We start from the raw sequence: 26,627 nt of genomic DNA, 5'->3' as shown, positions 1-26,627 counted from the left end.
CATGGTAAAAGCCTAGGACTGATGGCGCAAGGGCACTTCGGGATAAAAGTCACATTCACCCTGAGCGTCGATAGCCACGAGTTCATGGTTGCGGTGCAATACCGCCAACCGGGGTGGCGGACAATAGGTGCGCACAAAATCCAGCTCGTAACCTAATTTTGTCAGGCTGTACACCTTGTCAACCTGCTCACCTGTCAGCCTGGCGTAATGTTGGTTGAAAGTCCTTTTGCCGTGGCGGCGCTCAGTGTCCACCTGCTTTGTTGATGCCATGATATCCACCCTTTAGGTGTTCTCCGGATCTTATAGCTTAGAGCATAAAAAAAGCACGGGCAAAAACCGTGCTTTTTTGTGACTGACAGAGCTTGCTCACAAGCTTACTCGGCGCGCTGTTCGCGCCCCAGTAGTGCCATGGCGGCCTCTTTCACGTCTTTGTTTTCATACAGCACCTTATAGATTTGCTCGGTGATCGGCATCTCTATACCACTGCGTTTAGCCAGCATATAGACTTCTTTGGTGTTTCTGTAGCCTTCAACCACCTGGCCAATCTGTTGCTGCGCCGCTTCCACGTCCAGTCCCTGCCCCAAGGCTAAGCCAAAACGGCGGTTACGCGACTGGTTATCGGTGCAGGTGAGGATCAAATCACCCAGTCCGGCCATCCCCATAAAGGTTTCTGACTTGGCGCCTAGGGCACAGCCCAGGCGACACAATTCCGCCAAACCTCGGGTGATAAGCGCGGTACGGGCATTGGCGCCAAAGCCAAAACCATCTGAGATACCAGCGCCTATGGCGATAACGTTCTTAACCGCACCACCGAGTTGAATACCAATAAAGTCATTATTGCGATACACCCTAAATGAGCGGCCGCAATGAAGCAGACTAGATAAGCGCTCACAGAAGCTGTCGCTGGTCGCCGACACCGAAATTGCTGTCGGTAGTCCCGCCGCCATTTCTTTGGCAAAGGTCGGGCCCGACAATACCGCCAGTTCCACCTTATCGCCCAGTTTTTGCGTCGCCACATCCTGTAATAAGCGCCCAGTTTCCGGCTCTAAGCCCTTGGTTGCCCACGCCACCTTGGCATCGCTGCGCAACATGGGTGCAATCGTTTCCAATAGCCCGGCAAAAGCATGGCTCGGCACCACCACTAAAATGATGTCGCTGCTTTGTACCGCTTTTTCTAGCGAGCTTTCCAGGGTCAGGGTTTCGGGAAAAGGAATATCGCCGAGGTACTGTTCGTTTTTGCGTTCGCGAGCGAGCTTTTCTACTTGCTCGGCATCGCGACCCCATAAGGTTACCGGGTGGCCGTTACGGGCGAAACAAATAGCAAGGGCGGTGCCATACGACCCCGCCCCCAGAACAGTTACAGCTGAAGGTGCTGTTGTGCTCATAACTTATGCGTCAGCTTGCTGTGCTTGCTCTGCAGCGCGTTGCTGCATGTATTGGGCAAATAGCGCGTCAAAGTTAACCGGAGCCAGGTTCAACTGCGGGAAAGTACCACGGTTAACCAGGTTAGATACGGCTTCACGAGCGTAAGGGAAAAGTACGTTCGGGCAGAAAGCACCTAGCATATGCGCCGTTTGTAACTCTTCTAGTTCACCGATAGTGAAGATACCAGCCTGTTGGATTTCGCATAGGAAAGCCGTTTCTTCGCCGATAGTCGCGGTTACTGTTAGTGCCAGCACTACTTCGTAGATGCCGTTTTCTAGCTTGTTTGAACGCGTATCTATGTCTAGTTTAACTTCCGGCTTCCACTCTTTTTGGAAAATAGCCGGCGAGTTTGGCGTCTCGAAAGACACATCTTTAGTGTAAATACGTTGAATTGAGAATTGCGCTTGTTGTTGCTCTTGTGCTGCGCCTTGATTTTGCTCTTCCATTGTCGTTCCTTTCAATCTGTTGGTGGTAACGAGCCACAGTCGCTGCGGCCCGATACCTAATAAGTTGTTATACGTTAAGTAACGCGTTTAATTCGCCACGAGCTTCGAGTGCCATCATATCGTCGCAGCCACCTATGTGCTGGTCGCCGATAAAGATTTGCGGCACGGTGTAACCACCATTGGCACGCTTGATCATTTCATCGCGTAGCTCAGGCTGAAGGCCGATATCATACTCGGTATAAGTTACACCTTTTTTATCCAGCAATGCCTTGGCACGCTGACAAAAGGGACAATAATCTTTGCTGTATAAAACTACATCGCTCATAACTTGCTCTTACTATTAATTAGCGGCCCGATACCTGAGGTAGACCGGCACTTTGCCAAGACTGCATACCACCAGAAAGGATAAAGACACTCTCAAACCCGGCTTTACCTAGGTTGTTGGCAATACCCGAGGCCGTCATACCCGTAGCGCATACCAATATAATGGGTTGGCTTTTATGCTTTTCAAGCTCTGCAAAGTCACTTTGTTTCGCTTTTTCCGCGCTTAGGTGAACGGCATTGGCAATACGCCCCGCCGTAAAATCTTTCTGGGCGCGAATATCAACCACTACAGCGTTTTCACGATTCACTAACAAGGTGAGTTGTTGTGGATTGATCTGCTTAATGGCCGAAAACTTACTTTTAAACCATCCCGAAATAAGCATAAACACGATAACCAACCAGATAATGCTTAAAATCGGATGATTACCGATAAATTCTATGTATTGTTCCATACGTTTTACTTTGTTAATTCAAACCTTGAGGGCGGCACAAGTATACACATTTGCCTTGCACTTACCAATTAGTGAGATATTTTCTACTGCGATATTGTGCAAAAAACGGTAGGATATTAACAGCACGTGCACATTACCCAGGAGATACAATGACACAGCCCAAAAAGCCGCTCGTTTTGATGATTCTAGACGGATGGGGTTATCGTGAAGAAAGCGAAAGTAACGCCATTTTAGCCGCTAACACCCCGGTTTTAGACAAACTTTGGCAACAATGCCCACATACGTTAATTTCCGGTTCCGGTATGGACGTAGGTCTTCCCGATGGGCAAATGGGTAACTCCGAAGTGGGTCATGTGAATCTCGGTGCCGGTCGCGTTGTGTACCAGGACTTTACCCGTATCACCAAGGCTATTGAAGATGGCACCTTTGCCACTAACCCTGCCCTGGTTAACGCCATTGATGCTGCCGTAAATGCAGGCAAGGCAGTACACCTAATGGGCCTGATGAGCCCAGGCGGCGTACACAGCCATGAAGACCATATTATTGCCGCCATCGAGCTTGCAGCTGAGCGCGGCGCACAAGAAATTTATGTTCATGCCTTCTTAGATGGCCGCGATACGCCGCCACGCAGCGCCGAAGCCACTTTGAAGAATATCGACGCCGCCTTTGCGCGCGTAGGTAAAGGCCGTATTGCCAGCCTGATCGGCCGCTACTATTCCATGGACCGAGACAACCGTTGGGAGCGCATCGAAAGCGCCTACGACCTGATGGTCTTGGGCGAAGCCGAATATCACGCCGCCGATGCCGTAAGCGGATTACAGGCCGCCTATGAGCGCGGTGAAAACGACGAATTCGTAAAAGCGACCGTGATTGGCGAGACCGCCGCCACCATTAATGATGGCGATGCAGTGTTGTTTATGAACTTCCGCGCCGACCGTGCCCGTCAAATGACCCGCACCTTTGTCGATGCCGACTTTAAGGGTTTCAACAAAAAGAAAACGCCACAACTGGCCGCCTTTGTCATGCTTACCGAATATGCTGCGGATATCGATGCGCCTGTGGCCTTCCCGCCTGAGCCGCTTAACAATGTACTCGGTGAATGGCTGGCCAAACATAATAAAACTCAGCTGCGTATTTCCGAAACGGAAAAATATGCACACGTTACCTTCTTCTTCAGTGGTGGTCGCGAGCAGGAATTTGCAGGTGAGAGTCGCGAGCTTATTCCTTCTCCGGATGTAGCCACCTATGACTTACAACCGGAAATGAACTCTGAGCTTCTGACCGACAAGCTGGTTGAAGCCATTCACAGCGGCAAGTATGACGTGATCATCTGTAACTACCCTAATGGCGACATGGTGGGTCACTCGGGTGTATTCGAAGCGGCTGTGAAGGCCTGTGAAGCGGTTGACCATTGTATTGGCCGCGTGCTTGAAGCCCTTGAGCAAAGCGGTGGCGAAGCACTGATCACCGCCGACCATGGTAATGCCGAGCAGATGCAAAATGCACAAACCGGTCAGGCCCATACCGCCCACACCAGTGAGCCGGTGCCCTTTATCTATATCGGTCGCGATGCCGAGCCGGTAGCGGGTAAAACCTTGAGCGACGTGGCGCCAACCATGTTGCATCTACTAGGCATGGAGCAGCCTGCGGAAATGACAGGCTCGCCAATCATGCTGCTGCGTTAATCATTGCATATGTTTAGGTTTATCCACCTAGGCTCGCAAACAAGAGTGTCGCTGCTAAGCGCGGCGCTCTTGTCCTTGTGTGCCCTGCCCGCCAGCAGCAATGAAAACCGCACCAAGCAAGACTTAACCGAGGTTCAGCAGGAGATAAAGAAAAACCAGAATAACCTCTCAAGCCAGAAACAATCTCTGGGCTCGCTGCAACAGCAATTAAAAAAATCAGAGAAGGCCATTGCCAACAACGCCAAAAAGTTAAGAGAACTCGATGGCCAAATAAATACCAACCGCCAGCAACACAACGAATTACAAACGCAGGCGCAAGAATTAGAACAGCACAGAAAAACCTTAGACACAGCTTTGGCGGCGCAGCTTAAAAGCGCCTACATGGTCGGCGGTCACGATTACTCCAAGTTGTTACTCAATCAGCAAAACACCGCAAAATTAGAACGCACCATCAGTTATTACGATTACCTCAATAAGGCGCGTTTAGAACAACTTGATGAGCTTAGAGAAACCCTAGAAGAAATAGAACAAAACCAATTGGCGCTGGCGCAAAACCGCGAACAGCTTGAGCAACTGCGGAGCCAGGAAGAAGAGCAAAGACAGCAATTATTGGCCGCCAAGACCGAGCGTCAGTCTCAGGTAAAGGCGCTGCAAGGCGAATTGAATCAACTGCAAAGCTCCATCGCTTACCTCAAAGACAACGAACAAACCCTGATCACCACCCTAGAAGAGCTTGAAGACTCCAAGGCTCGTCAGGTGGCTATGCTTGGCCTGGCCAGCAGCAAGGGCAAACTGGCCTGGCCGACACGAGGGCCGTTAAAACACCGTTTTGGCACCCGCAAACGCCCTGGCTTTAATTGGAAAGGCGTGGTGATCGATGCTAAAGAAGGCAGCAATATTAATAGCATCGAAGACGGTCAGGTGGTATTTGCCGACTGGCTTAAGGGCTTTGGCTGGGTCATGGTGGTTGATCACGGCAAAGGTTATATGAGTCTTTACGGTCACGCCCAAGCCCTGCTTAAGGAAGTGGGCGATCAGGTTTACCAAGGCGAAGCAATAGCCCTGGTTGGTCAGAGCGGCGGCCAGGTTGATCCTGGTCTATACTTCGAGATACGTCACAAAGGACGTGCCGTTAATCCAACCACTTGGTGCAGGTCCTCATAATTGAATAGCGGCTGCGCCACAAGGGGCAGCCTATGTTTGCATATAACGCACTCATTTTTAGGCACTTTTTAAACTGGTGCCTAGCCATAGCGCTAAGCATTTGCAGTGCTTCAGCAGCGGCGCAGGAAAGCCAGCTCGAAGAAGTTTTATTTCATATAAACCACTTTTATGTCGAGGAAGTGGACCGTGCCAAGCTGGATCAACATGTGCTGAGCAGCCTGCTTAGCGAGCTTGACCCCTACAGCGAATACCTGGATGAGCAGGAATTAAAACGCCTGTTTGATGTTACCAATGGCGAATATAAGGGCCTGGGGATCGAGGTCGAAAAACGCCAGGATCATGTGGTCATCGTCTCGGCACTGCCCAATTCTCCGGCTCAGGCTGCCGGCTTATTAGGCGGTGATATTTTATTGGCTATCAACAATGTAGCTGTGATAGATAAGTCCCTGGAAGATGTCTCCAAGCTGATCAACAGCCGCGAAAATGGTGAAGTGACTTTGGCCATTGCCCGTGCAGGCCATTCACAACGACTCGATTTTCACCTCACCCGCCAACCCATACATATAGAAAGCGTAAACAGCGAGCTGCAAGCCAATCGCACCGGATACCTGCGCATCAACAGCTTTAATAACCACAGTTTTCATGATGTCGCCCGCCATATTACCAAGATGCAGCAGCAAAGCGGCACGGCACTCAAAGGCCTGCTCATTGATTTGCGCGATAATCCGGGCGGCACCTTCGACAGTGCCATCAATATCGCCGACCTGTTTCTCTCCACCGGCACCATAGTCTCGACCCGAGGACGCTTTATCGAAGCCAATCAAAGGTTTGATGCCCAGCCGGGGGATATCTTAGAAGGCGCGCCCATAGTGGTGTTGATCAACCAAGGTTCGGCGTCGGCGGCAGAAATTGTAGCCGGTGCCTTAAAAGACAACCACAGAGCCAAGGTGGTGGGAACCCGCTCTTACGGCAAGGGTTCGGTGCAATCGCTTATCCCATTAGGCGATGGTCGCAGCGCCTTAAAACTGACTACTGCTAAATACTATACGCCGGCCGGTATCTCTATCGAGGGAACTGGGATCACCCCGGATGTCGCTATTTTGCAACCAGACCTTTCCCAATCAAATAAAGAGGTTATAATCAATTTAGCGGCTGGAAAAAGCGCCAATAGTAATTTGACTGCATTATTGGACACGCAGTTAATAAAAGCCCAGCAACTGCTAGAAGAATATTAAAAAATAATAATAGTGAGCCAGTGCGCAAAACATTGGCTCGAATAAAACCAATAGCATTAATGCCTTGGTTAATAACATCAACAGAAGAATAAATATTACTGTGCACATACTAAAATGGATTGCTGTGGTTGTGCTCTTGGCTTGTCTGCTGGCAAGTCCATCGGTACAAGCAAAACAGGTGGCCATCGTTATCGACGATATTGGTTATCAACGTAATGATTTGTCCGCCTTAAACATACCTGGACAGCTTACGTTTGCCATCTTGCCCTTCACTCCCTATGCCGCGCGGTTTGCGACTCAAGCCAATGAGCAACAAAAAGAAATTATGCTTCATGCGCCCATGCAATCGCTCAATGATCTAGCCCTTGGACCCGGCGCCCTGACCATGAATATGCCCAAGGAAGACTTTCAAAGCCGTTTACGCGAGGCGTTAAATAGCCTGCCAAATATTAAAGGGGTGAACAATCATATGGGCTCGCTCTTAACGCAGCAAAACATGCCGATGAACTGGACCATGGAAGTGCTGAAGGAGCAGGACCTGTATTTTCTCGACAGCAAAACCACCCCGCACTCCAAAGCACAAAGTATTGCCACCCTTTATGGCGTCGAGAACATAGCGCGACATGTATTTTTAGATAATATCACCAGTGAAAAACAGCTACGTTTTCGCTTTGATCAGCTCAAGCGCATCGCCAAACGACATGATTATGCGGTGGCCATTGCCCACCCTTACCCGGAAACCTTTGCCTTTTTGCAAAGTGCCCTAGATGAGCTGAAAGCGGAAGGCATTGAGTTGGTGCCCCTGTCACAGCTGGTACAAGAGCGCACCTTACGTTTGGCTCAAGCTAAAAGCACCAAGACCAGCGAATAACAATAGCTCGTTTTTCTAAGGACATAAAAAAACCGCGCCATGCGCGGTTTTTTCTTATGTCTTTAAACAAGCGATTAGAATTGGCTGTTGGCCGCTGCTACCACATTGTCCACGGTGAAACCGAACAGCTTGAACAGCTCATCCGCCGGCGCCGACTCACCAAAGGTAGTCATGCCGATCACCTTGCCGTTAAGGCCTACATACTTGTACCAGAAGTCGGCAATACCAGCTTCAACGGCAACTCGACGAGTCACAGCAGCCGGTAGTACAGATTCTTTATAAGCCGCATCTTGCTCATCGAATAGATCCGTTGACGGCATAGAGACCACACGTACCTGTTTGCCTTGAGCACGTAATTCAGCGGCTGCATCCATGGTCAGTTGAACTTCTGAACCGGTAGCGATCAGGATCACTTCAGGGTTGCCGTCACAGCTTAGTACATAGCCGCCTTTCTTAACGTTGGCCAACTGCTCTGCAGTACGCGCTTGCTGCGCCAGACCCTGACGGGTAAATACCAGTGACGTTGGACCGTCTTTACGCTCGATAGCTTGTTGCCAGGCGATGGCCGACTCAACCTGATCACAAGGACGCCAGTTAACTAGGTTAGGGGTATAACGCAAGCTCGCCATTTGCTCTACTGGCTGGTGCGTTGGACCGTCTTCACCCAGACCGATTGAGTCATGGGTATAAACGAAGATGCTTGGCGTTTTCATCAGCGCCGCCATACGTACCGCGTTACGGGCATATTCCATAAACATCAGGAAGGTAGCACCGTAAGGGATAAAGCCCTTGTGCAACGCAATACCGTTCATGATCGCCGACATACCGAACTCACGCACACCGTAGAAGATGTAGTTACCGTTGGCATCATCGCTGGTCAAGCCTTTAGAACCACTCCAAAGCGTTAGGTTTGAGCCGGCCAGGTCCGCAGAACCACCCATAAACTCAGGCAGCATAGGGCCAAAGGCATTCAGGGCATTTTGTGATGCTTTACGCGTTGCCGGGTTATCCGGGTTTGCTTGTAACTGCTCGATATAGGCTTGTGATTTTTCCGCCCAATCCGCAGGTAGTTCATTGTTTTGACGACGCTCAAATTCCGCCGCTAGTTCAGGAAACTCAGCTTTATAAGCAGCGAACTTGTCTTTCCAGTTTTGTTCTTTTTGCTGACCCGCTTCTTTAGCATCCCACTGGCTGTAAACCTCTTGTGGAATTACGAAAGCGTCATGGCTCCAGCCCAGGAATTCACGTGCAGCTTTGATTTCTTCATCACCTAGAGGCGCGCCGTGACAGTCATGGCTGCCCGATTTATTCGGTGAGCCGTAACCGATAACGGTTTTACAACAGATAAGGGTTGGCTTGTCGCCATTAGCACGACCTTCTTCGATGGCCGCACGAATCGCTTCGCTGTCGTGACCATCAACGCCACGAACTACGTGCCAGCCGTATGCTTCGAAACGAGCAGGCGTATCATCGCTGAACCAGCCTTCTACTTCACCGTCGATTGAAATGCCGTTGTCATCCCAAAACGCGATCAACTTACCAAGACCTAAAGTGCCGGCCAATGAACAGGCTTCGTGAGAGATACCTTCCATCAAGCAGCCATCACCCAAGAAGGTGTAAGTGTAGTGATCAACGATATCGTGACCTTCGCGGTTAAATTGCGCAGCCAGGGCTTTCTCGGCGATAGCCATACCCACGGCATTGGTAATACCTTGGCCTAGTGGGCCGGTAGTGGTTTCTACGCCCGGCGCATAACCATACTCAGGGTGACCCGGTGTTTTTGAATGCAATTGACGGAAGTTTTTGATTTCTTCCATAGGCAGGTCATAGCCGCTTAGGTGTAACAGCGAATAAATCAGCATTGAACCGTGGCCATTGGACAGGATAAATCGGTCGCGATCAGCCCAATCAGGATTCGTTGGGTTGTGCTTCAAATAGTCGCGCCAAAGGACTTCGGCGATATCGGCCATGCCCATAGGGGCACCCGGGTGACCTGATTTAGCTTGTTGAACGGCGTCCATAGACAAGACGCGAATGGCGTTAGCGAGTTCTTTGCGAGATGGCATGAATTCTCCTACCTTTATATGTATTTGCGCTGGAAGATTCGCCTTTGCTCAAGCTAGCGAAGGCAAAATAGGTGCCCATTTTTACTTATTCATACGCCCCCTGCAAATAAAACTTGCGGCCAAAGTGAGCGACTTTAGAATTACTCATCAACTAGAGTAATTACTTCAGCTGATTTCGGGCAGTTGGCGAGTTTGGCGAGTGAAAAGAAGTATTTTGGACGTCTAGGCGTAAAATTGCTATGCAAGGTGTGATCATTTAGCTAGAATATGCGCCTTATTTTATGCTGCGCTGCGCCCAGAGGTTGGTGACGAGTTTGGGAAGCGCGAGACTTGTGAGAAGAAGCCAATGGCAAAACATTTATTTACTTCTGAGTCAGTATCTGAGGGACACCCGGATAAAATCGCTGACCAAATTTCAGATGCGGTATTAGATGCTATTTTGGAGCAAGACCCGCACGCCCGTGTCGCTTGTGAAACCTATGTAAAGACCGGCATGGTTATGGTTGGCGGTGAGATCACCACCAGCGCTTGGGTTGATATCGAAGAGCTTACGCGTAAAACAGTACGTGAAATTGGCTACACCCACTCAGACATGGGTTTCGATGCCGATTCATGTGCCATCCTAAACACCATTGGTAAACAGTCTCCTGACATCAACCAAGGTGTTGACCGTGCTCGCCCTGAAGATCAAGGCGCCGGTGACCAGGGTCTAATGTTCGGTTACGCGTGTAACGAAACAGACGTATTGATGCCTGCTCCTATTACCTATTCACACCGCCTGGTACAGCGTCAAGCGCACGTACGTAAAAACGGCGAGCTTCCTTGGCTTCGTCCGGATGCAAAGTCTCAGGTAACTTTTGCTTATGAAAATGGCAAAGCAGTTGGTATCGACGCAGTTGTACTATCAACGCAGCACTGTGACACCATTTCACAGGACGCTTTAGTAGAAGCCGTGATGGAAACCATCATCAAACCAACGCTTCCGGCTGAGCTTATCACTTCAGCGACTAAGTTCTTTATCAACCCAACAGGCCGTTTCGTAATCGGTGGCCCTATGGGTGACTGTGGTCTGACTGGTCGTAAGATCATCGTTGATACATACGGTGGTATGGCTCGTCACGGTGGTGGTGCCTTCTCTGGTAAGGATCCATCAAAGGTTGACCGTTCAGCAGCCTACGCAGCTCGTTATGTTGCTAAGAACATTGTTGCTGCCGGTCTTGCAGATCGTTGTGAAATCCAAGTTTCTTACGCTATCGGTGTGGCCGAGCCTACCTCTATCAGCGTTGAAACCTTCGGCACAGGTAAACTAGACGAAGAGCACCTAATTGCACTTATCCGCAAGCACTTCGACCTACGTCCTTACGGCCTGATCCAGATGCTTGACCTTGAGCGTCCTATTTATCAGCCTACCGCTGCTTACGGTCACTTCGGTCGCGACGAATTCCCATGGGAAGCGACAGACAAAGTAGAAGCATTAAAAGCAGACGCAGGTTTTTAAGACTGCAATAGCTTAGAAAAAAGCGCTCATTGAGCGCTTTTTTTATGCCTGTCTAAAAGGAGGAGCAATCGCCCTCTTGCAATGGCAAGGGTGACATGACCTGGGTCTTAGGCAGCACTCGGCGTAAATTCATTAGCGTCTTATACACGCTTTTTAACGACACCTTATTACTGAGCCAGGTAGGAATGGCGCCACCGGGGTCGGCCTCGACCTGATATTCCAACACCAAACCATCTGTTCGTGACGTTAGTACCCACAGCGCTTCTAATTCCTTTATCCTTACTCTTCCCTTGCCCACATCCCTATCCGGGTCAACACTGCGAATTAATAATCGCGAACTTTGTTCGTCGAGGGCTTCATAGCAGGACTCGGTATACAGCTCCCTGTCGGCCACCGGCCAGGGCGAATTCAGGTGAGTAAAAACCAGGGTGCGATTGGCGCTGGGACTGTCTAGCAGATTGACCCGCTTAACGCCCTCAAGCCAATCGGACGCATGCTCGGTATCGTGCAACAGGCTGATAAATTGCGCCTTAGTGGCCTTAGCAACAAACAACTTGGCCTTAATAGCATAGTGACCTTGCGCCGTTTGATAATACTGCACCTGGTATTGCTGCGAGTGCTTCCAGGTGCGCCAATTTTCTTGCGCGGCAAAGGCATATGCTTGCGCGCTAAAGAGGCTAATCGCGCCAATAAGGCTGAATATTACGGGTCGCTTCACGACTTTGCTCCATGGCACCGAGTAGACTGTCCGTTTTCTGTGCGAGCCAGGCCTGGATTTTTGCCAGCTCTTCGCTGTCCTTGCCCTGACATAACTGGCCAAGATAATTAAGGGTAAACAGTTCGAAGGTGCCGTGGATGATATCCAGCCAGGGAGCACGGAAATTCATCCGTGCGTTTTCATCGAACAAGGCCCCTAAACAGCACCCGCTCAATAAGTTACGCTCAAGACGGTGTTTTAGGCTTAAGTATTCATCACTCGACAACTGCGAGTCATTGTCGACCAAGGCGCGCATTTCATGCCAGTCAAACTCCAGCAAGTGAGCAGCAATATCATGGATATTTTTCTCCGCCGCCTGGAACTGAGACTGCCCCCATGACTGTCGCCAGCCGCGCTCGGTCAGCCAAATGGTCAGATCCAGCAGCAAGAGGTTATAGCGCTTGCTGGTAAAGACCTTTTGCACTTCGTCTATGCTCGGCTGAACCGCTTTTAAATCTTCAATCACCTGCGCCAGCTCTGGCGCCGCATTGATTTTTTTGTAGTAGGCGTGCTTTTTCGAGGTAAAGGTTTTCAGTTGGATGGCGGTTTCCACCCAGCTTAATTCGCTTAGTAGCCACTTCAGTTCCGAGCGCAAACGCTCTGTGTCCTGCTTTTCAACGATGTCGCTAAACAACCACAGGCTGTGACGAATAAGGCTGACACCATCGGTAATACGCTTCAGGGTTTTTAAGCTCGGCTTTTGGAAATAGCACTCTTCGTGCTTTTGCACAAAGGTAATGCCATGGTTTAAACACTTCTCCAGCGCCCGCTCCTGCGAGTCGGCGTTGCTCAGTGCAACCATATCGATTTCCTTGCTCGCCACCAGCGGTTGGTCATCGGCCAAGCGATAACCGCGCGCCGCCTTTGAGTAGAGTCCCATGCGCAGCGGCAGGTTTTCGATCAGCTTTTCCGCCAGGGAAAAGAGCTCGCTGCGCTCGCCTTTAACCAGCTCGATTTCCAATTCGCAAATAGTCTCAACGCTGGCATTAGCGGCCACCTCTCCTTTATCCAACACCACTTCAATCAAGGTGCCGGCTTGAGTCTCTAACAGCCAGGTACGGCGAATAAAGTTAGTGCTAAACAGTGGATATAAATTGTCGGCAATGGCTTCAACCTGCACCCCGTGCGGCCAAATACTGGCGTCGAATTGACTGAGCTCGGGGCGGTTGCCTTCGATGGGCAAATTATACTCTGGACGCTGATGCAGCCCCCCGACATTCTCGCCGGCAAGCTTAATGGTTTGCTCGCATTGACCATCGCTGCAGCGCGTGCGCAAACCTATATCCAGGGCCCGTAATTCACGGCTGGGAGTATCAAAATAGGCATTTTGCAGATTACGCGAAGGCTTGTTGGTAACGGTTTTTGCAAACTGTGTGATAAGTGCTGGAATCGACGGGATGACCGCCTCAGAAACTAAAAATTTCAGCTCTATTTCAGTGTCCATACGTTCTAGAAGACCAATGAAATTGACAAGAAGACAACATAAACAAAGCCGTCAATGAATGCAAACTTTTTGCATTCATTTCCCAGTAATTTAAGCCCTTAGCCGCGGGGTTGGGTTACAAAATCGGCCTTGCCATTCGCCACGCCAGCCAATAATATGCCCCAATCAACATCTTATTTACGTAAACAAGGTTTAGTTGCATGCTAAAACACCTGTGTGTTGCGCTGCTTTTTATTTCCAGCGCACTAATCACCAAAATGGCCATTGCCGCCCCCAGCACCGCTTATATCAGTGATGATCTCTATATTTTCATGCACTCGGGGGCAGGTAAAAACTACCGCATTATCGGCTCAGTAAACGCTGGCACCGAAATCAAGCTGGTTACCGGCACTGAAAATAACGGCTTTTTTGAGGTTGTTGACGACAAAGAACGCCAAGGCTGGGTAGAAAGCAAGTTTATTAATCAGGAGCAGAGCCTCAAGGTTAAACACGAGAACCTTGCGGAAGAGCTGGCCAGCACCCAGCAAAAACTACGTGATGTGCAGGCACAGGTGCCACAGCTGCAAAGCATGAACAGCGATTTGAGCACACAAACCGAGCAGTTGCAGGCCCAGCTTGATCAAGCCATTGCCGAACGCGATGCCATTCAAACCAAACAGCAGAATCTGCGGGCAAAAGAAAAGCGCCAGTTACTGACCTATGGCGGTGCCATTGCCTTTATCGGTTTATTCTTAGGTATTATTTTGACCATCTTTCTGTCGCGCCGAAAGCGCTACGATGGTTGGGCGTAAACTCACTTTTACATGAGTTACCAAAAAAAGAGCGCCTAGGCGCTCTTTTTTGTAGCAAAGGGAAGCTGTTATAAGTCGATACGCAGACCGGTATCTTCTTTCACCTTTTCAATCACCATATAGGTATGGTGCGTGCCCACCCCGGGTATATCGACCAGATCACCAAGCACCTGACGGTACTCGTTCATATCACTTACACGCACCTTGAGCAGGTAATCATAGCCCCCGGCCACCATATCGCACTCCACCACTTGCGGGGTTTTAACTATGTGCTCTTTAAATGTTTTAAACACAGAGGTGTTAGAAGTGACCAGTGACACCTGTACATGGGCCAAGAGGCTCTGGTTGAGCTTCTGCTCACTGAGCTTAGCAAAATAGCCTTCGATAAAACCCTCAGCTTCAAGGCGTTTAACCCTGTCCAAGCATGGGCTTGGACTCAGGTTTACCTGTTTAGCCAGGTTTACATTGGAGATGCGACCATTTTTTTGCAGCTCATCAAGGATGGCTAAATCGATCCTATCTAGGACACGAGACTTGGCTATTAGAGACATAACAGAATTTTATACGGGCAAGCTACAAATATACCCTGTAAATTATCGTAATTGCCAAAATTAAACCAGCATATTCTGCGGTATTTTCTTTAGAATGCCCGCGAATGTGTAGTCATTAAGAGCACAATCTTAACCACATACTGAATATCCACGTAGGTAAAAATCTACACTCTCGCAGTTAGAACCTACAATGTAGTAATTGTCGTAACCGAGGCCCCACCATCCCACCTTATGGTGTTGGGTACAGTTGCTATGTTTAGACTCCGTTATTTTGAGGGTTGCTTATGTTATTTGAAGGCAATTTGATTACAGAATGCCCCATCCGCCAGAAGATCCGTGACTTCTATCGCATTGACGAAAATGAAGTAATTGATCACATTCTTCCATTGGCTGAAGTAGGTGTTACGGCACGAAGCCGCGCTTGGGAGCGCGCCCGTCAAATGGTATTGAATATCCGTAAAGACCAAGATGGTCAAAGCGGTGTTGACGCGCTATTAAACGAATTCTCTCTGTCCAGTGAAGAAGGCGTGGTGTTAATGTGTTTGGCCGAAGCGCTACTGCGCGTGCCAGATAAAGCAACACAAGAACAACTTATTCGCGACAAACTAGCCAAGGGCGACTGGAGCTCACACTTAGGTGCAAGTGACTCACTGTTTGTAAATGCATCTTCTTGGGGCCTATTAGTAACCGGTAAAATGGTTAACTACAGTGACAAGAATAAAGAAGACCAGTTCGGCCTGCTAAAACGTACCGTAGGTCGCCTGGGTGAGCCGGTTATTCGTAAGTCTGTAAACTTCGCCATGAAGATCATGGGTAAGCAGTTCGTTATGGGTCAAACCATTGACGAAGCGATTGAGCGTGCTGCAGAAGCTGAAAGCAAGGGTTACGTTTACTCTTACGACATGCTAGGTGAAGGCGCACGCACCATGCGTGATGCTGAGCGTTACTACAACAGCTACGTTATGGCGATTCATGCCATAGGTAAAGCGGCCAATGGCCGTGGCCCGGTGAAAAGCCCTGGTATCTCGGTAAAACTTTCGGCTATCCACCCGCGCTATGAGTTCACTCACCGTGACCGCGTCATGGAAGAGATTGTACCTAAGCTAAAAGACCTGGCACTACTTGCCAAGCAATACGACATCGGCCTGACCGTTGATGCCGAAGAAGCAGACCGTCTTGATATCTCACTAGACATTATCGAAGCCGTATTCAGCGACGCCGAGCTTGGCGACTGGCAAGGTTTTGGTCTGGCGGTTCAGGCTTACCAAAAACGTGCAATTTTCGTTATTGAATGGCTAACCAACCTGGCTCGCCGCGTTGGCCGCAAGCTAATGGTGCGTTTGGTTAAAGGTGCCTACTGGGATACCGAAATCAAAACCACACAGCAAGATGGTTTAAGCCACTTCCCGGTATTTACTCGTAAAGCGACCACAGACGTATCTTACAAAGCCTGTGCCATTAAATTAATGGATGCACGCGATGCGATTTACCCACAGTTTGCAACGCACAATGCCTACACGGCTGCAACCATTCTGGAAGTGGCCAAGGGTGACAACCAGGGCTTTGAATTCCAGCGTCTGCACGGCATGGGTGAGTCACTGTTCGATCAGGTTGTAACTCAAGAAAAGATTCAGTGTCGTGTGTATGCGCCTGTTGGTCAACACGAAGACCTGCTTGCTTACTTGGTACGTCGCCTGCTTGAAAACGGTGCTAACTCATCGTTTGTTAACGCCATCGTTGATACCACTAAGCCTGTTGAAGAGTTACTGCCGGATCCGGTAGAAACCCTGCAAGGTCTGCGTAACAAGTACAACAAGCAAATTAAGCTACCGATTGAGCTTTATGGTGACGAGCGTCCAAACTCAAAGGGTATGGACTTAACCGACATCAATGTGATCACCCCACTAAAAGCCAATATGGATGCCTGGTTTGCCGAGCACCTTATCTCGGAAGAGCAAGTTGCTGAAGGTAACCTGGCGGTACGCAACCCTGCGAACCACAAAGAGATTATCGGTCAGCACCGCCTACACACAGGCGATGAGATGCAAACCCTGCTGGCAAACGCAGAAAATGCCTTTACCTCTTGGTCGGCAACGCCTGTTAAAGAGCGTGCGGATCTATTACGTCGCATCGCAGATATCCTAGAGCGTCATAATGACGAACTAGTGGCTCTTTGTATTAAAGAAGCCGGTAAGATCACTCAAGATGGTATCGATGAAGTACGTGAAGCGGTGGATTTCTGTCGTTACTATGCCGCACGTGCGGAAGAGTTATCACAGGACGAGCGTTTTGAAGCCCGCGGTGTAGTACTGTGCATCAGCCCGTGGAACTTCCCACTTGCCATCTTCCTAGGTCAGGTTGTAGCTGCCATTGTGACCGGTAACACGGTCATCGCCAAGCCAGCAGAGCAAACCAGTCTTATCGCATTACGCGCCATCGAGCTAATGCAATATGTAGGTCTGCCTGAGCACGTGGTGCAGCCGGTTATCGCTCGCGGTAGCGAAGTAGGTAAGCACATAGTGCCTGATGAGCGCATTCAAGCAGTGATGTTCACCGGTTCAACGGAAACAGGTACGCTTATTTCACAAACTCTGGCCGCTCGTAACGACATCCAGGTTCCGCTTATCGCTGAAACCGGTGGTCAGAACTGTATGATCGTGGACTCTACCGCTCTGCCTGAGCAGGTAGTAGACGATGTGGTTAAGTCTGGCTTCCAAAGTGCCGGTCAACGCTGTTCTGCACTGCGCGTATTGTTCCTACAAGACGACGTAGCCGACGGCATTATCGAGATGCTTAAAGGTGCTATGGCCGAGCTTCACATTGGCGATCCGGCTTACTTGTCTACGGATATAGGTCCGGTAATCGACGAAAAAGCACTGAAAGCGCTGACCGCTCACGTTGAATACCTAAAAGGCAATGGCACCTTACATTATCAATGTGATATCCCTGACAACAGCGAAAATGGTGCCTTCTTCTTTGCACCGCGCCTGTATGAAATCAAAGACTTGTCTGTGCTTAAGCGCGAAGTATTTGGTCCTATCGTGCATATCGTTCGCTTTAAAGCGGGTGAACTTGATAACGTGATTGATCAAATCAATAACACGGGTTACGGCCTGACTATGGGTGTTCACTCACGTATTGAAGAGCGTTGCGAGTACGTTGCCCGTCAATCTCGTGCCGGTAACGTCTACGTTAACCGTAATATGATCGGTGCTATCGTTGGTGTGCAGCCGTTCGGTGGTCGTGGTCTTTCTGGTACCGGTCCTAAAGCAGGTGGTCCTAACTACCTACTTCGCCTGGTTAAAGAGAAAGCCTCTCCAGAGAACGTGCAGATGACCAACTTACCAGCGGATGAAGCGGATCAACACCACTACTCGGGTGCTGCTGAAAAGGTAGAAGCACTGATGAGTGCCTCAATGCGCGATGAGAAGATCTGGCGTGCAACGGCGCTGAATGACCGTGTATCGGCACTTCGTCAGCTATTGGCGAAAGTGGCTACGGTTGAGATCATCGACGAACTAGCCGATGACCTGGCAAAAACTCTGAGCGATGCGCGTACTCAGCTTAACCGCATTGAAAAGCGTATGAAGCGTCCTAAGGTATTGCCTGGGCCAACGGGTGAATCAAACATCCTGTATCTTGAGCCGCGCGGCTGTGTGGTTTGTTACGCAGATAAGAGTACCTCGTTCAACTTCTGGGCGATTTCGATTATCACTGCGCTGGCAGCGGGTAACACGGTTATCACAGTTGCCTCTGAGCTATTCTATGAAGAAGCTCTGGCGTTCCGCGATAAGTTCATCGCGACCGGTGTAGCCGAGGGCGTATTACAGGTGGCTAAGCCGAACCAGCTACAAGCTATTTTGGCACACTCTCACCTTGCCGGTGCGGTTGTTGCTGCACGCTCGTCTCGCTTGGGCTACTTCGCACAGCAGTTAGCAAACCGTAAGGGTGCTATCCTGCCGGTGATCAGTGCCGAGTACTACGATACCCTGATCAACCGTCTATTGACGGAAAAGACCATCAGTATCGATACCACGGCATCCGGTGGTAACACCTCATTGATGACCCTGGTAGAAGACGAAGAATAAGTCGTAAGCTACTGAAAAAGGCGCCAATTGGCGCCTTTTTTATTACTCTCTCAACGTCTAAACGCCGATAAACCTATGCCTCTTATTAAGGCCAGTCTTGCATTGCCTCAAGGGAAAACTCATAGTTATCAATGCTTAAAATTGTCTGCTCCGGGGTGATCTCCACAACCCGTATGCGACCCACATTGTCACCCTCATACAGCTCATAACCATTGAGTTTAATCCAACGTCTATCCTGCGCGGTGGCATAAATATGGGCTTGATAGACCAAGGATGGAATGCGGCTCTGAATCGCCTCCGGCAATAATTCGATGGGCTCTACCATGGCGCTGCTGCGCGATGCGGTAGTGACGGAATCATCATTCTGCATGCCTGCGGTAGCGGCTACGGCATCGGCAAAGGCACGTTTTAAGTCGCTGGAAACTCCTTGTAACTCAGCATCGTTATAACTGGGTGTCGAAGAGTAACCCTGCTGAGGTTGCTGATAAGCATTGTTGCCCTGCTCCATTGGCTTACCCACCACCTTATATTGACTGCTATCAACCGGCTGCGCCCCAGGATTAAAGGTTTGCGGATATTGGCCAGCATTGGCCATCATAGGATTACCATAAGCGGGAACCCATTGCATATAGGTGCCAGGGCCATAGGCCTGGGGCATTTGTCCCATCACATAAACGGGCACCATTTGTTGATAAGGCTGGGCAAATTGCACCGGCACCTGAAGGGCATTCAAGTTAACCTGCCCCTGAGGTAGCCCCTGCGCTACGGATTGACCAACCTGCTGGCCTGTCACTTGATTCTGCGGATTATTAACTGGCTGTGCTTGATTTGTAGCCAGCTCGGCATTCACCTGAGCCGGTGAAGCAGTTTGGGTGGCGGTCACGTTTACCTTGGTAGACTGCTGCTCCTGTGCTTGCATCTGCGCTTGCATCTGGGCCTTGGCCTGTACTAACAATTCATTGCTATTATCCTGCCACCATTTACCGGCGAAATAGCCCACCACCAGAACCACGGCAATCACCACCAGGGCGACTAGGCCCCAGCTTAGGCGGCGATAAAAGTCTAACGCCTCTTGCTGCGATGTATCGGGCTCAGATTCTAGGGCACTCGATTGATTTTGTGATTGTTTTAATGCGTCTAATAACAGCGACATAGTAGAGCCCTAAATAAAGTAAGATAAGCCAATGCCCACGGCGAACAGCATCATAACCCCGCCCAGGGTAAAAACAAAACGTTTGCCTCGGCTCTCTGTGCCGTTATTTTTTTGACTCGGTAAGGTTTCCGGCAAGGCTTCTTTGGCCGCCTGAGTCACTAATTTTTTGCTGACCTGATTAACCTGGGCCGAATAGGCACCGAGTAAGGCGCGTTCGCATAAGAGGTTAATCAATCGCGGGATACCGCCAGTCAGTTGGTGAATTTGCTTTACCGCAGCACGATCAAAGAGGATCTGCCTGCCACCGGCAATTTTTAAGCGGTGCTTAACGTACGCATCGACCTGGGCCAGCGTCAGTGGCAACAGGTGATAGCGGGCGGTAATACGCTGTGCAAGCTGGCGCAGCTCATTGCGACGCAGTAAGGCCTGCAATTCCGGCTGGCCAACCAAAATAATCTGCAACAGCTTTTTATGGTTGGTTTCTAAGTTGGTAAGTAAACGCAGCTGTTCCAATACCTGAGGCGCCAAATGCTGTGCCTCATCGATGATCAGCATGGTATGACGACCATTAACATGGTTGCTTAGCAAACGCCCCTTAATGCGGTCGGTCAGCGTCTTCAAGGTGGCGTTTTGGTGATCATACTCGATCTCCAGCTCATCGCAGATACTCGCCAACAATTCCAACTCGGACAAGGTGGGATTAAGAATAAAGGCCACCTGGGTCGAATCTGGTACCTGCTCAAGCATGCACCGGGTTACCGTGGTTTTGCCGGTGCCCACCTCGCCGGTTAGCAACACAAAGCCGCCGGACTCACCCAACCCATGCGTCAGGTGTGCCAAGGCTTCATTATGGCGTTCACTGAGATAAAGGTACTCGGGGTTCGGGGCGATGGAAAAGGGTTTTTCGGTTAAGCCAAAGTAATCTAGATACACAAATAGGTCCTTAGTTTTTGCCACAGGCCTTACCCGGAAAACTTCCCTGGTAGGCACTAAGCGCTGCGGTTTAATTAAATTATCACTCGCACTTCTTATAATGGCAAAAAAACCGCCATGATAAAACTCTGTTACAATCATCTTTTTAGCCGCTCGGGAAAACGGATGCAAACATATTTAGTCGGTGGCGCGGTACGCGACCAGTTATTAGGGCGAGTCATCAAAGAGCGCGACTACGTGGTAGTGGGCGCGACTATAGAAGAAATGAAGCGACTTGGTTACACCCAGGTTGGCAAGGATTTCCCGGTATTTTTGCATCCACGCAGCAAGGAAGAATACGCCCTGGCGCGTACCGAGCGCAAACAAGGCCAGGGTTACACCGGCTTTATTTGCGACTTTAATCCGGATATTACCCTAGAGCAGGATTTAGAACGCCGCGACCTGACCGTCAACGCCATAGCCCAAGGTGAAGATGGCCAGCTTATCGACCCTTTTTATGGCCAGGACGACATTGAAAAACGTTTGTTGCGCCATGTTAGCGCCGCCTTTAGCGAAGACCCTTTGCGGGTATTACGCGTAGCCCGCTTCCGCGCCCGCTATCACTATCTCGGCTTTCATATAGCCGAAGAAACTCTGGCCCTGATGCGCGACATAGCCCATAGCGGTGAGCTTCAGGCACTGACCCCGGAACGTGTTTGGATGGAATGGCAAAAGGCTCTGGATGACGGTTATATTCATATCTTTATCGATGCTCTGGCTAAGTGCGATGCCCTGAGCGTACTCTGCCCCGAATTAGCAAACATATGGGCGAATGAAAAGCAGGGCCTGGAAGCGAAAATCGACTATGGCCGCAGCCATGATTACACCCCACCTTGTCAGTTTGCACAGGTGATGCAAGCGCTCGATACCAAGGCGCGCCAGACGTTTTATCAGCACTACCGGGTGCCAAAGCAATATATGGAGATCAGCGAAGCGCTGGCCAAGCATGGCGCCCTGCTCAGCCAAGAGAACTGGCAGGCCAAGGAACTGGTGACGCTTTTTAATGAGTTGGATATTTGGCGTCGCCCACAACGACTGGACGATTTGGTACAGGCGTATACGTGTGCCCAGCTCGGTGATTTTAGCCGCCACCCCCTATTGCTTAAGGCTGCCGAGGCGGCGCAGCAGGTGAACGCGCAAACCTATATTGGTCAGGGTATAGAAGGGGCTGCCATTAAAACGGCACTGGCCCAGGGGCGACTTGAAGCTATTGAAAACGTCTTGACCCCATGAAAGTAGGGGCCAAGTTTATTTCTCACTTTACGAGAAGATAAGAGAAAAGCGCGGGCTATTGATAAAGCAAAAACGCCAGTAAGCCGAAGCCCAGAAGTAAGCGGTAAATCACAAAGGGGAACATGCCCATGCGCTCGATAAACTTAAGGAATAAGAAGATACAGGCATAAGCGGCCATAAAGGATAAACCGGCGCCAAGGATCAGAGCTTGCCAGTCTACCGCTTGCTCACCCGTGGCCAGCTCTATAGTTTTAATAAGCCCCATGCCGCCAATCACGGGCACAGACAGCAAAAACGAAAAACGCGCCGCACTTTCCTTAGTCAAACCTAAAAACAAACCTGCCGTCATGGTGATACCCGAACGTGAAGTACCGGGAATAAGCGCAACGGCCTGGGCACAGCCGATCAGCAAGGCCGATTTCCAATTCAGTTGATAGATGTTCTTTGTTTGTTTGGCCTTAATATCCGCCAGCCATAGCACTAGGCCAAAAAAGATAGTGGTAATGGCGATCACTATGGCCGCGCGTAGATGCTGCTCAATCAGATCTTCAAAGAGCTTGCCGGCCAGGCCTGCAGGAATGGTTGCCAATAAGATATACCAGCCCAGTTTGCTGTCGTCGGTGGCGCCCTGAGAACCGAAGGATTTAAACCAGGCCACCAGGATATCGCCTATTTCCCTGCGAAAATAAATCATCACCGCCATTAAGGAGCCGACATGCACGGCCACATCAAAGGCCAGACCCTGATCCTGCCAGCCCAACAGCTGCGAAGGTAAAATCAGGTGGGCGGAGCTCGAAATGGGGAGAAATTCTGTCAGTCCTTGAATCACTGCCAATACAACAATAGCGAGAATACTCATTCGATAGTGACCTTCCATAGGTTTTGTTTTGATTTATCATAATCTTGCCAGAGTGTGGCAATGGTGGTTTGAGTAACCGGGTGCACCAGCTCTGGGGCCAGTTCAAACAAGGGCCAGAGCACAAAGGCATTTTTGGTGATCTCATCACGGGGCAACTGCGCCGGAGAGTCACAGATCACGTCATCATAAAACAACAGATCCAGATCCAGAGTACGGGGGCTAAACTTTTTATCGTCGGGGGTGCGGCCGTTATCACGCTCAATCTGCTTGAGCAGGCTACAGACCTGAGCCAGGCTCATATCCGTGTCGGCCCCAGCCACAGAATTATAAAAATTACTGCCGTTAAAACCCACGGCTTCGCTTTCATACACATTGGAGTGTTGCAGTACGCCGAAATGTTGGCGCAGCGCACTTAACCCATTCAGAAGGTTTTCGCGCTTATTGATATTGGAGCCTAGGCTAATATAAATGCGGGCCATAACTAGTTTTTACTACGTACGATTTTAACGCCAACGGTTTGCGCCGCTGGCACCGCAGCGGGCTTGCTGACGGTAATGGCCACCTTGGGCGTGTTGAATTCATTAAGAATAAGCGCCGCCAATTGCTCTACCAGAGTCTCCAGCAATTCCACCGGTTTTGCCAAGCAATGCTCGGTGACGCGCTGACTGACCAAGGCATAGTCTATAGTATAAGAGAGATCGTCACTCTGGGCGGCCTGGCGTAAATCGCAGTCCATTTCGATATCGAAATAAAGGCTTTGTTTACTTTCTTTCTCAAAGTCGTACACTCCAATAATGGTGTCCACTCTAAGCTGTGATATATAGACTTTGTCCATGTTTGAAGCTCCAATGTCAGCTGGTCGGATACCCAAAAAGGATTAGAATAAGTACCCTGACCTGGCGTAACCGCGATTTACCTCGCTGCGCCCGGCATGAAATAGCTCGGCGCACACTTATAATGAGCGGCGATAATAGCTTAAAACGTACAATTAAAAAATAAGGATGACAGTGTTAGCGGCGTTAATGTGCATTTTTGCCTACCTTCTCGGTTCGGTCTCTTCGGCAGTACTGATCTGCCACCTTTTTGCGCTGCCCGATCCTCGCCAAGCCGGCTCGAAAAACCCCGGCGCCACCAACGTCTTGCGCATTGGCGGTAAGCTTCCCGCGATCCTGGTACTGGTATTCGATATTCTCAAAGGCACCATCCCGGTGTGGAGCGCCTATTTTATGGGCATAGATCCTATTCACCTGGGACTGGTCGCCGTGGCCGCCTGCTTAGGGCATATCTATCCGCTGTTTTTCGGTTTTAAGGGCGGCAAGGCCGTGGCCACAGCCTTTGGCGCCTTATTACCCATAGGTTTATCCCTTGGCGGCTTGCTGATCCTCACCTGGGCCTGCGTTGTCGCCCTGACCCGCTATTCATCCCTGGCCGCCTTGGTAACCGTTTCCCTGGCTCCCTTATATACTTGGTGGATTAAACCCTTGTACACTGAGCCAGTGCTGTTTTTAACCGTGCTGATCATCTTTCGCCATCGCACCAACATGGTACGCTTGCTCAAGGGCAAAGAGCCTAAGGTAGGGAAAAAGAAAGAAAAAGAAGAGGTAGCGCCAGAGAAATAATCGCCGGCGCTTTAGGACCTACTAGCGAATGCTAGGCAGGGTATCTATAGGCCAGCGAGGCTGAACTCGGGTATCCAAGGTAGCCGTTTGCCCCGCTTTAAGACGCTGCATCCCCGCATAGGCGATCATCGCGCCGTTATCCGTACAAAATGCCGGACGCGGATAAAATACTTCACCCTGCATGCCCTGCATCACCTGCTCTAATTGCTCACGCAAATAGGTATTGGCACTTACACCACCGGCAATAACCAAACGCTTGATACCGGTTTCCTTAAGGGCGCGCTTACACTTGATAGCCAGGGTGTCGATCACCGCGGTTTGGAAAGCATGAGCAATGTCCGCCTTGGTTTGCAGATCGTCGCCTTCACTGCGAATGGTATTGGCGGCAAAGGTTTTCAAACCACTGAAGCTAAAGTCCAGACCCGGCCTGTCGGTCATGGGACGGGGGAATTTAAAACGATCCGGGGTGCCCTGCTCGGCCAGTTTCGCCAACAAAGGGCCGCCTGGGTAATCCAGGCCCAGTAATTTAGCGGTTTTATCGAAGGCCTCACCGGCGGCATCATCCACCGACTCACCTAATACTTCGTACTCGCCAATGGCGCTTACCTTGACCAGCAAGGTATGGCCGCCAGAAACCAGCAAGGCCACGAATGGAAATTCGGGTACCTTTTCTTCCAGCATAGGCGCAAGCAAGTGACCTTCCATATGGTGTACGGCCACGGTGGGCAGCTTCCAGCCATAAGCCAGGGATCGGGCGATCGACGATCCTACCAAGAGCGCACCTACCAGGCCCGGGCCAGCTGTATAGGCCACGCCATCGAGATCCTCAGGACCACAGTTCGCCTCGGCAAAGGCCGCTTCAATCAGGGGCAGAGTCTTACGCACATGATCTCGCGACGCCAGCTCAGGCACCACACCACCGTAGTCGGCGTGCATTTTTACTTGGCTATAGAGTTGGTGGGCCAACAAACCTTGTTCGTCATCATAGATGGCGATCCCGGTCTCGTCACAGGATGATTCAATCCCCAAAATGCGCAATGTCTGTCTCCTCGCAGGGCGATGTGGCTGATAAGGCCGCATATTCTACTCCCTTGCTGCAATTTTACCAGTATTGTGATATTTATTCTTTACACACCGGGGTAACTCGGATTACAATGCCGCACCATTTTTGAACCACATGATCATTATTTGATCGAATGAGTGCAGCTCATTAAGTTAGGTAGGTGAGATTTTAATGCCAGTAATTAAAGTAAGAGAAAACGAGCCGTTTGACGTAGCCCTACGCCGCTTCAAGCGTTCATGTGAAAAAGCAGGTATCCTTTCAGAAGTTCGTCGTCGCGAGCACTATGAAAAGCCAACCGCTGCGCGTAAGCGTAAAAAAGCGGCTGCTGTTAAGCGTCACATGAAAAAGCTTTCTCGCGAAAACGCACGTCGCGTTAAATTATACTAATCACTGTCCGGTCTTGTTGTCATGAGTCTATTAGATTCGTTAAAAGATGCACAAAAAGACGCGATGCGTGCCAAGGATAAATTACGCCTTGGTGCTATTCGTTCAGTACTCGCTGCGGTTAAACAGCGTGAGATCGACGAGCAAATCACGTTAAACGAAGCCGATATTACGTCGGTTGTGGTTAAACTAGTGAAGCAACGCCGCGATTCTTATACTCAGTATAAGGATGCCGGTCGCGACGATCTTGCCGATGTAGAAGCAGCGGAAATGAGTGTTTTGGAAGAGTTTCTACCAAAGCAGCTGAGCGAAGATGAAATCAGTCAACTGATTGATAAAGCCATCGCCGATACTGGTGCACAAGGCATGCAGGACATGGGTAAAGTGATGGGCGTAATTAAGAGTCAAGCTGAAGGCCGTGCCGATATGGGCAAACTCTCAGGCCTTATTAAACAGCGTCTTAACGCCTAATTCGCGAAAGCAAATTCAAGCAAACCGAGCCTAGTGCTCGGTTTCTTCGTTTTTAGAGTCTGTAAAAATCAAGGCG

26 protein-coding genes are annotated in these 26,627 nt (G+C 50.0%); 11 read left to right on the top strand and 15 right to left on the bottom strand.

From position 1 onward, the window contains the following. Positions 1 to 12: 12 nt before the first annotated feature. The 5 genes from C2M17_RS03465 to C2M17_RS03445 all read right to left on the bottom strand — a co-directional run bounded on the left by C2M17_RS03465 (position 13) and on the right by C2M17_RS03445 (position 2,647). Positions 13 to 270, bottom strand: a complete 258-nt coding sequence (locus C2M17_RS03465) for a hypothetical protein (RefSeq protein WP_105199473.1) — start codon at positions 268 to 270, stop codon at positions 13 to 15. A gap of 104 nt (positions 271 to 374) precedes the next feature. Beyond that, a complete protein-coding gene (gene gpsA / locus C2M17_RS03460) occupies positions 375 to 1,385 on the bottom strand; it encodes an NAD(P)H-dependent glycerol-3-phosphate dehydrogenase (RefSeq protein ID WP_105199472.1) in 1,011 nt (336 codons plus the stop codon). 3 nt (positions 1,386 to 1,388) lie between these two features. Continuing rightward, complete coding sequence (gene secB / locus C2M17_RS03455) at positions 1,389 to 1,871, bottom strand: protein-export chaperone SecB (RefSeq protein ID WP_105199471.1); 483 nt, start codon at positions 1,869 to 1,871, stop codon at positions 1,389 to 1,391. Positions 1,872 to 1,938: 67 nt separating this feature from the next. Next, complete coding sequence (gene grxC, locus C2M17_RS03450) at positions 1,939 to 2,196, bottom strand: glutaredoxin 3 (RefSeq protein WP_105199470.1); 258 nt, start codon at positions 2,194 to 2,196, stop codon at positions 1,939 to 1,941. A gap of 19 nt (positions 2,197 to 2,215) precedes the next feature. Further along, positions 2,216 to 2,647, bottom strand: coding sequence for a rhodanese-like domain-containing protein (locus tag C2M17_RS03445; RefSeq protein WP_105199469.1), 432 nt, complete (start codon positions 2,645 to 2,647; stop codon positions 2,216 to 2,218). Between the two features lie 149 nt (positions 2,648 to 2,796). Between C2M17_RS03445 and gpmM the strand changes: the two genes are divergently transcribed. From gpmM to C2M17_RS03425, 4 genes are all read left to right on the top strand, one after another. Continuing rightward, positions 2,797 to 4,332: a 2,3-bisphosphoglycerate-independent phosphoglycerate mutase gene (gpmM, locus tag C2M17_RS03440; protein WP_105199468.1), complete on the top strand. Its 1,536-nt coding sequence runs from the start codon at positions 2,797 to 2,799 to the stop codon at positions 4,330 to 4,332. Between the two features lie 9 nt (positions 4,333 to 4,341). Further along, positions 4,342 to 5,496, top strand: a complete 1,155-nt coding sequence (locus C2M17_RS03435) for a murein hydrolase activator EnvC family protein (RefSeq protein WP_105199467.1) — start codon at positions 4,342 to 4,344, stop codon at positions 5,494 to 5,496. Between the two features lie 32 nt (positions 5,497 to 5,528). After that, positions 5,529 to 6,731, top strand: coding sequence for a S41 family peptidase (locus tag C2M17_RS03430; RefSeq protein WP_105199466.1), 1,203 nt, complete (start codon positions 5,529 to 5,531; stop codon positions 6,729 to 6,731). 100 nt (positions 6,732 to 6,831) lie between these two features. Further along, the gene (locus tag C2M17_RS03425; protein ID WP_233997907.1) at positions 6,832 to 7,602 is read left to right on the top strand and encodes a divergent polysaccharide deacetylase family protein; all 771 of its coding nucleotides are present in this window, start codon (positions 6,832 to 6,834) and stop codon (positions 7,600 to 7,602) included. 74 nt (positions 7,603 to 7,676) lie between these two features. Here the strand turns inward: C2M17_RS03425 and tkt are convergent, their stop codons facing one another. Continuing rightward, on the bottom strand, positions 7,677 to 9,668 hold the full coding sequence (tkt, locus tag C2M17_RS03420; protein WP_105199465.1) for a transketolase: 1,992 nt from the start codon (positions 9,666 to 9,668) through the stop codon (positions 7,677 to 7,679). Between the two features lie 346 nt (positions 9,669 to 10,014). On the opposite strand from tkt, the gene metK reads away from it, so the two are divergent. Continuing rightward, the gene (gene metK, locus C2M17_RS03415; protein ID WP_105188405.1) at positions 10,015 to 11,166 is read left to right on the top strand and encodes a methionine adenosyltransferase; all 1,152 of its coding nucleotides are present in this window, start codon (positions 10,015 to 10,017) and stop codon (positions 11,164 to 11,166) included. Positions 11,167 to 11,218: 52 nt separating this feature from the next. Here metK and C2M17_RS03410 read toward each other — a convergent pair whose 3' ends face one another. Further along, complete coding sequence (locus tag C2M17_RS03410; protein ID WP_158683686.1) at positions 11,219 to 11,884, bottom strand: START domain-containing protein; 666 nt, start codon at positions 11,882 to 11,884, stop codon at positions 11,219 to 11,221. Continuing rightward, positions 11,844 to 13,367, bottom strand: coding sequence for a CYTH and CHAD domain-containing protein (locus C2M17_RS03405; RefSeq protein ID WP_105199463.1), 1,524 nt, complete (start codon positions 13,365 to 13,367; stop codon positions 11,844 to 11,846). The genes C2M17_RS03410 and C2M17_RS03405 overlap by 41 nt, the downstream gene beginning before the upstream one ends. Before the next feature lie 200 nt (positions 13,368 to 13,567). Here C2M17_RS03405 and C2M17_RS03400 point away from each other — a divergent pair, with 200 nt between their 5' ends. Beyond that, positions 13,568 to 14,158, top strand: a complete 591-nt coding sequence (locus C2M17_RS03400; protein WP_105199462.1) for a TIGR04211 family SH3 domain-containing protein — start codon at positions 13,568 to 13,570, stop codon at positions 14,156 to 14,158. A 68-nt stretch (positions 14,159 to 14,226) separates the two neighbouring features. On the opposite strand, the gene C2M17_RS03395 is transcribed toward C2M17_RS03400, so the two are convergent. Further along, positions 14,227 to 14,709 (bottom strand): winged helix-turn-helix transcriptional regulator, encoded by a 483-nt coding sequence (locus C2M17_RS03395; protein ID WP_105199461.1) that lies wholly within the window; start codon positions 14,707 to 14,709, stop codon positions 14,227 to 14,229. Positions 14,710 to 14,993: 284 nt separating this feature from the next. On the opposite strand from C2M17_RS03395, the gene putA reads away from it, so the two are divergent. Next, positions 14,994 to 18,797 (top strand): bifunctional proline dehydrogenase/L-glutamate gamma-semialdehyde dehydrogenase PutA, encoded by a 3,804-nt coding sequence (gene putA, locus C2M17_RS03390; RefSeq protein WP_105199460.1) that lies wholly within the window; start codon positions 14,994 to 14,996, stop codon positions 18,795 to 18,797. An 85-nt stretch (positions 18,798 to 18,882) separates the two neighbouring features. On the opposite strand, the gene C2M17_RS03385 is transcribed toward putA, so the two are convergent. Both C2M17_RS03385 and C2M17_RS03380 read right to left on the bottom strand, forming a co-directional pair. Beyond that, on the bottom strand, positions 18,883 to 19,950 hold the full coding sequence (locus tag C2M17_RS03385; RefSeq protein ID WP_105199459.1) for a general secretion pathway protein GspB: 1,068 nt from the start codon (positions 19,948 to 19,950) through the stop codon (positions 18,883 to 18,885). A 9-nt stretch (positions 19,951 to 19,959) separates the two neighbouring features. Then, positions 19,960 to 20,883, bottom strand: a complete 924-nt coding sequence (locus tag C2M17_RS03380; RefSeq protein ID WP_105199756.1) for an ExeA family protein — start codon at positions 20,881 to 20,883, stop codon at positions 19,960 to 19,962. A gap of 165 nt (positions 20,884 to 21,048) precedes the next feature. Between C2M17_RS03380 and C2M17_RS03375 the strand changes: the two genes are divergently transcribed. After that, on the top strand, positions 21,049 to 22,155 hold the full coding sequence (locus C2M17_RS03375; protein ID WP_105199458.1) for a tRNA nucleotidyltransferase: 1,107 nt from the start codon (positions 21,049 to 21,051) through the stop codon (positions 22,153 to 22,155). A 55-nt stretch (positions 22,156 to 22,210) separates the two neighbouring features. On the opposite strand, the gene C2M17_RS03370 is transcribed toward C2M17_RS03375, so the two are convergent. The 3 genes from C2M17_RS03370 to folB are packed head-to-tail and all read right to left on the bottom strand — an operon-like array spanning position 22,211 to position 23,849. Beyond that, the gene (locus C2M17_RS03370) at positions 22,211 to 23,014 is read right to left on the bottom strand and encodes an undecaprenyl-diphosphate phosphatase (RefSeq protein WP_105199457.1); all 804 of its coding nucleotides are present in this window, start codon (positions 23,012 to 23,014) and stop codon (positions 22,211 to 22,213) included. Then, on the bottom strand, positions 23,011 to 23,493 hold the full coding sequence (gene folK / locus C2M17_RS03365) for a 2-amino-4-hydroxy-6-hydroxymethyldihydropteridine diphosphokinase (protein ID WP_105199456.1): 483 nt from the start codon (positions 23,491 to 23,493) through the stop codon (positions 23,011 to 23,013). Before folK ends, C2M17_RS03370 begins: the two co-directional genes overlap by 4 nt. A 2-nt stretch (positions 23,494 to 23,495) precedes the next feature. Next, positions 23,496 to 23,849 (bottom strand): dihydroneopterin aldolase, encoded by a 354-nt coding sequence (folB, locus tag C2M17_RS03360; RefSeq protein ID WP_105199455.1) that lies wholly within the window; start codon positions 23,847 to 23,849, stop codon positions 23,496 to 23,498. Between the two features lie 172 nt (positions 23,850 to 24,021). On the opposite strand from folB, the gene plsY reads away from it, so the two are divergent. Then, complete coding sequence (plsY, locus tag C2M17_RS03355; RefSeq protein WP_158677900.1) at positions 24,022 to 24,633, top strand: glycerol-3-phosphate 1-O-acyltransferase PlsY; 612 nt, start codon at positions 24,022 to 24,024, stop codon at positions 24,631 to 24,633. A 21-nt stretch (positions 24,634 to 24,654) separates the two neighbouring features. Here plsY and tsaD read toward each other — a convergent pair whose 3' ends face one another. Further along, positions 24,655 to 25,671, bottom strand: a complete 1,017-nt coding sequence (gene tsaD / locus C2M17_RS03350; RefSeq protein ID WP_105199453.1) for a tRNA (adenosine(37)-N6)-threonylcarbamoyltransferase complex transferase subunit TsaD — start codon at positions 25,669 to 25,671, stop codon at positions 24,655 to 24,657. A gap of 196 nt (positions 25,672 to 25,867) precedes the next feature. On the opposite strand from tsaD, the gene rpsU reads away from it, so the two are divergent. Both rpsU and C2M17_RS03340 read left to right on the top strand, forming a co-directional pair. Beyond that, the gene (gene rpsU, locus C2M17_RS03345) at positions 25,868 to 26,083 is read left to right on the top strand and encodes a 30S ribosomal protein S21 (RefSeq protein ID WP_105188416.1); all 216 of its coding nucleotides are present in this window, start codon (positions 25,868 to 25,870) and stop codon (positions 26,081 to 26,083) included. Positions 26,084 to 26,104: 21 nt separating this feature from the next. Further along, on the top strand, positions 26,105 to 26,551 hold the full coding sequence (locus C2M17_RS03340; protein WP_105199452.1) for a GatB/YqeY domain-containing protein: 447 nt from the start codon (positions 26,105 to 26,107) through the stop codon (positions 26,549 to 26,551). Positions 26,552 to 26,627: the final 76 nt, after the last annotated feature.

The organism is Pseudoalteromonas sp. T1lg10 (genome assembly GCF_002964545.1).
GTDB lineage: Bacteria > Pseudomonadota > Gammaproteobacteria > Enterobacterales > Alteromonadaceae > Pseudoalteromonas.
This window is presented reverse-complemented; position numbering and strand designations above follow the sequence as displayed.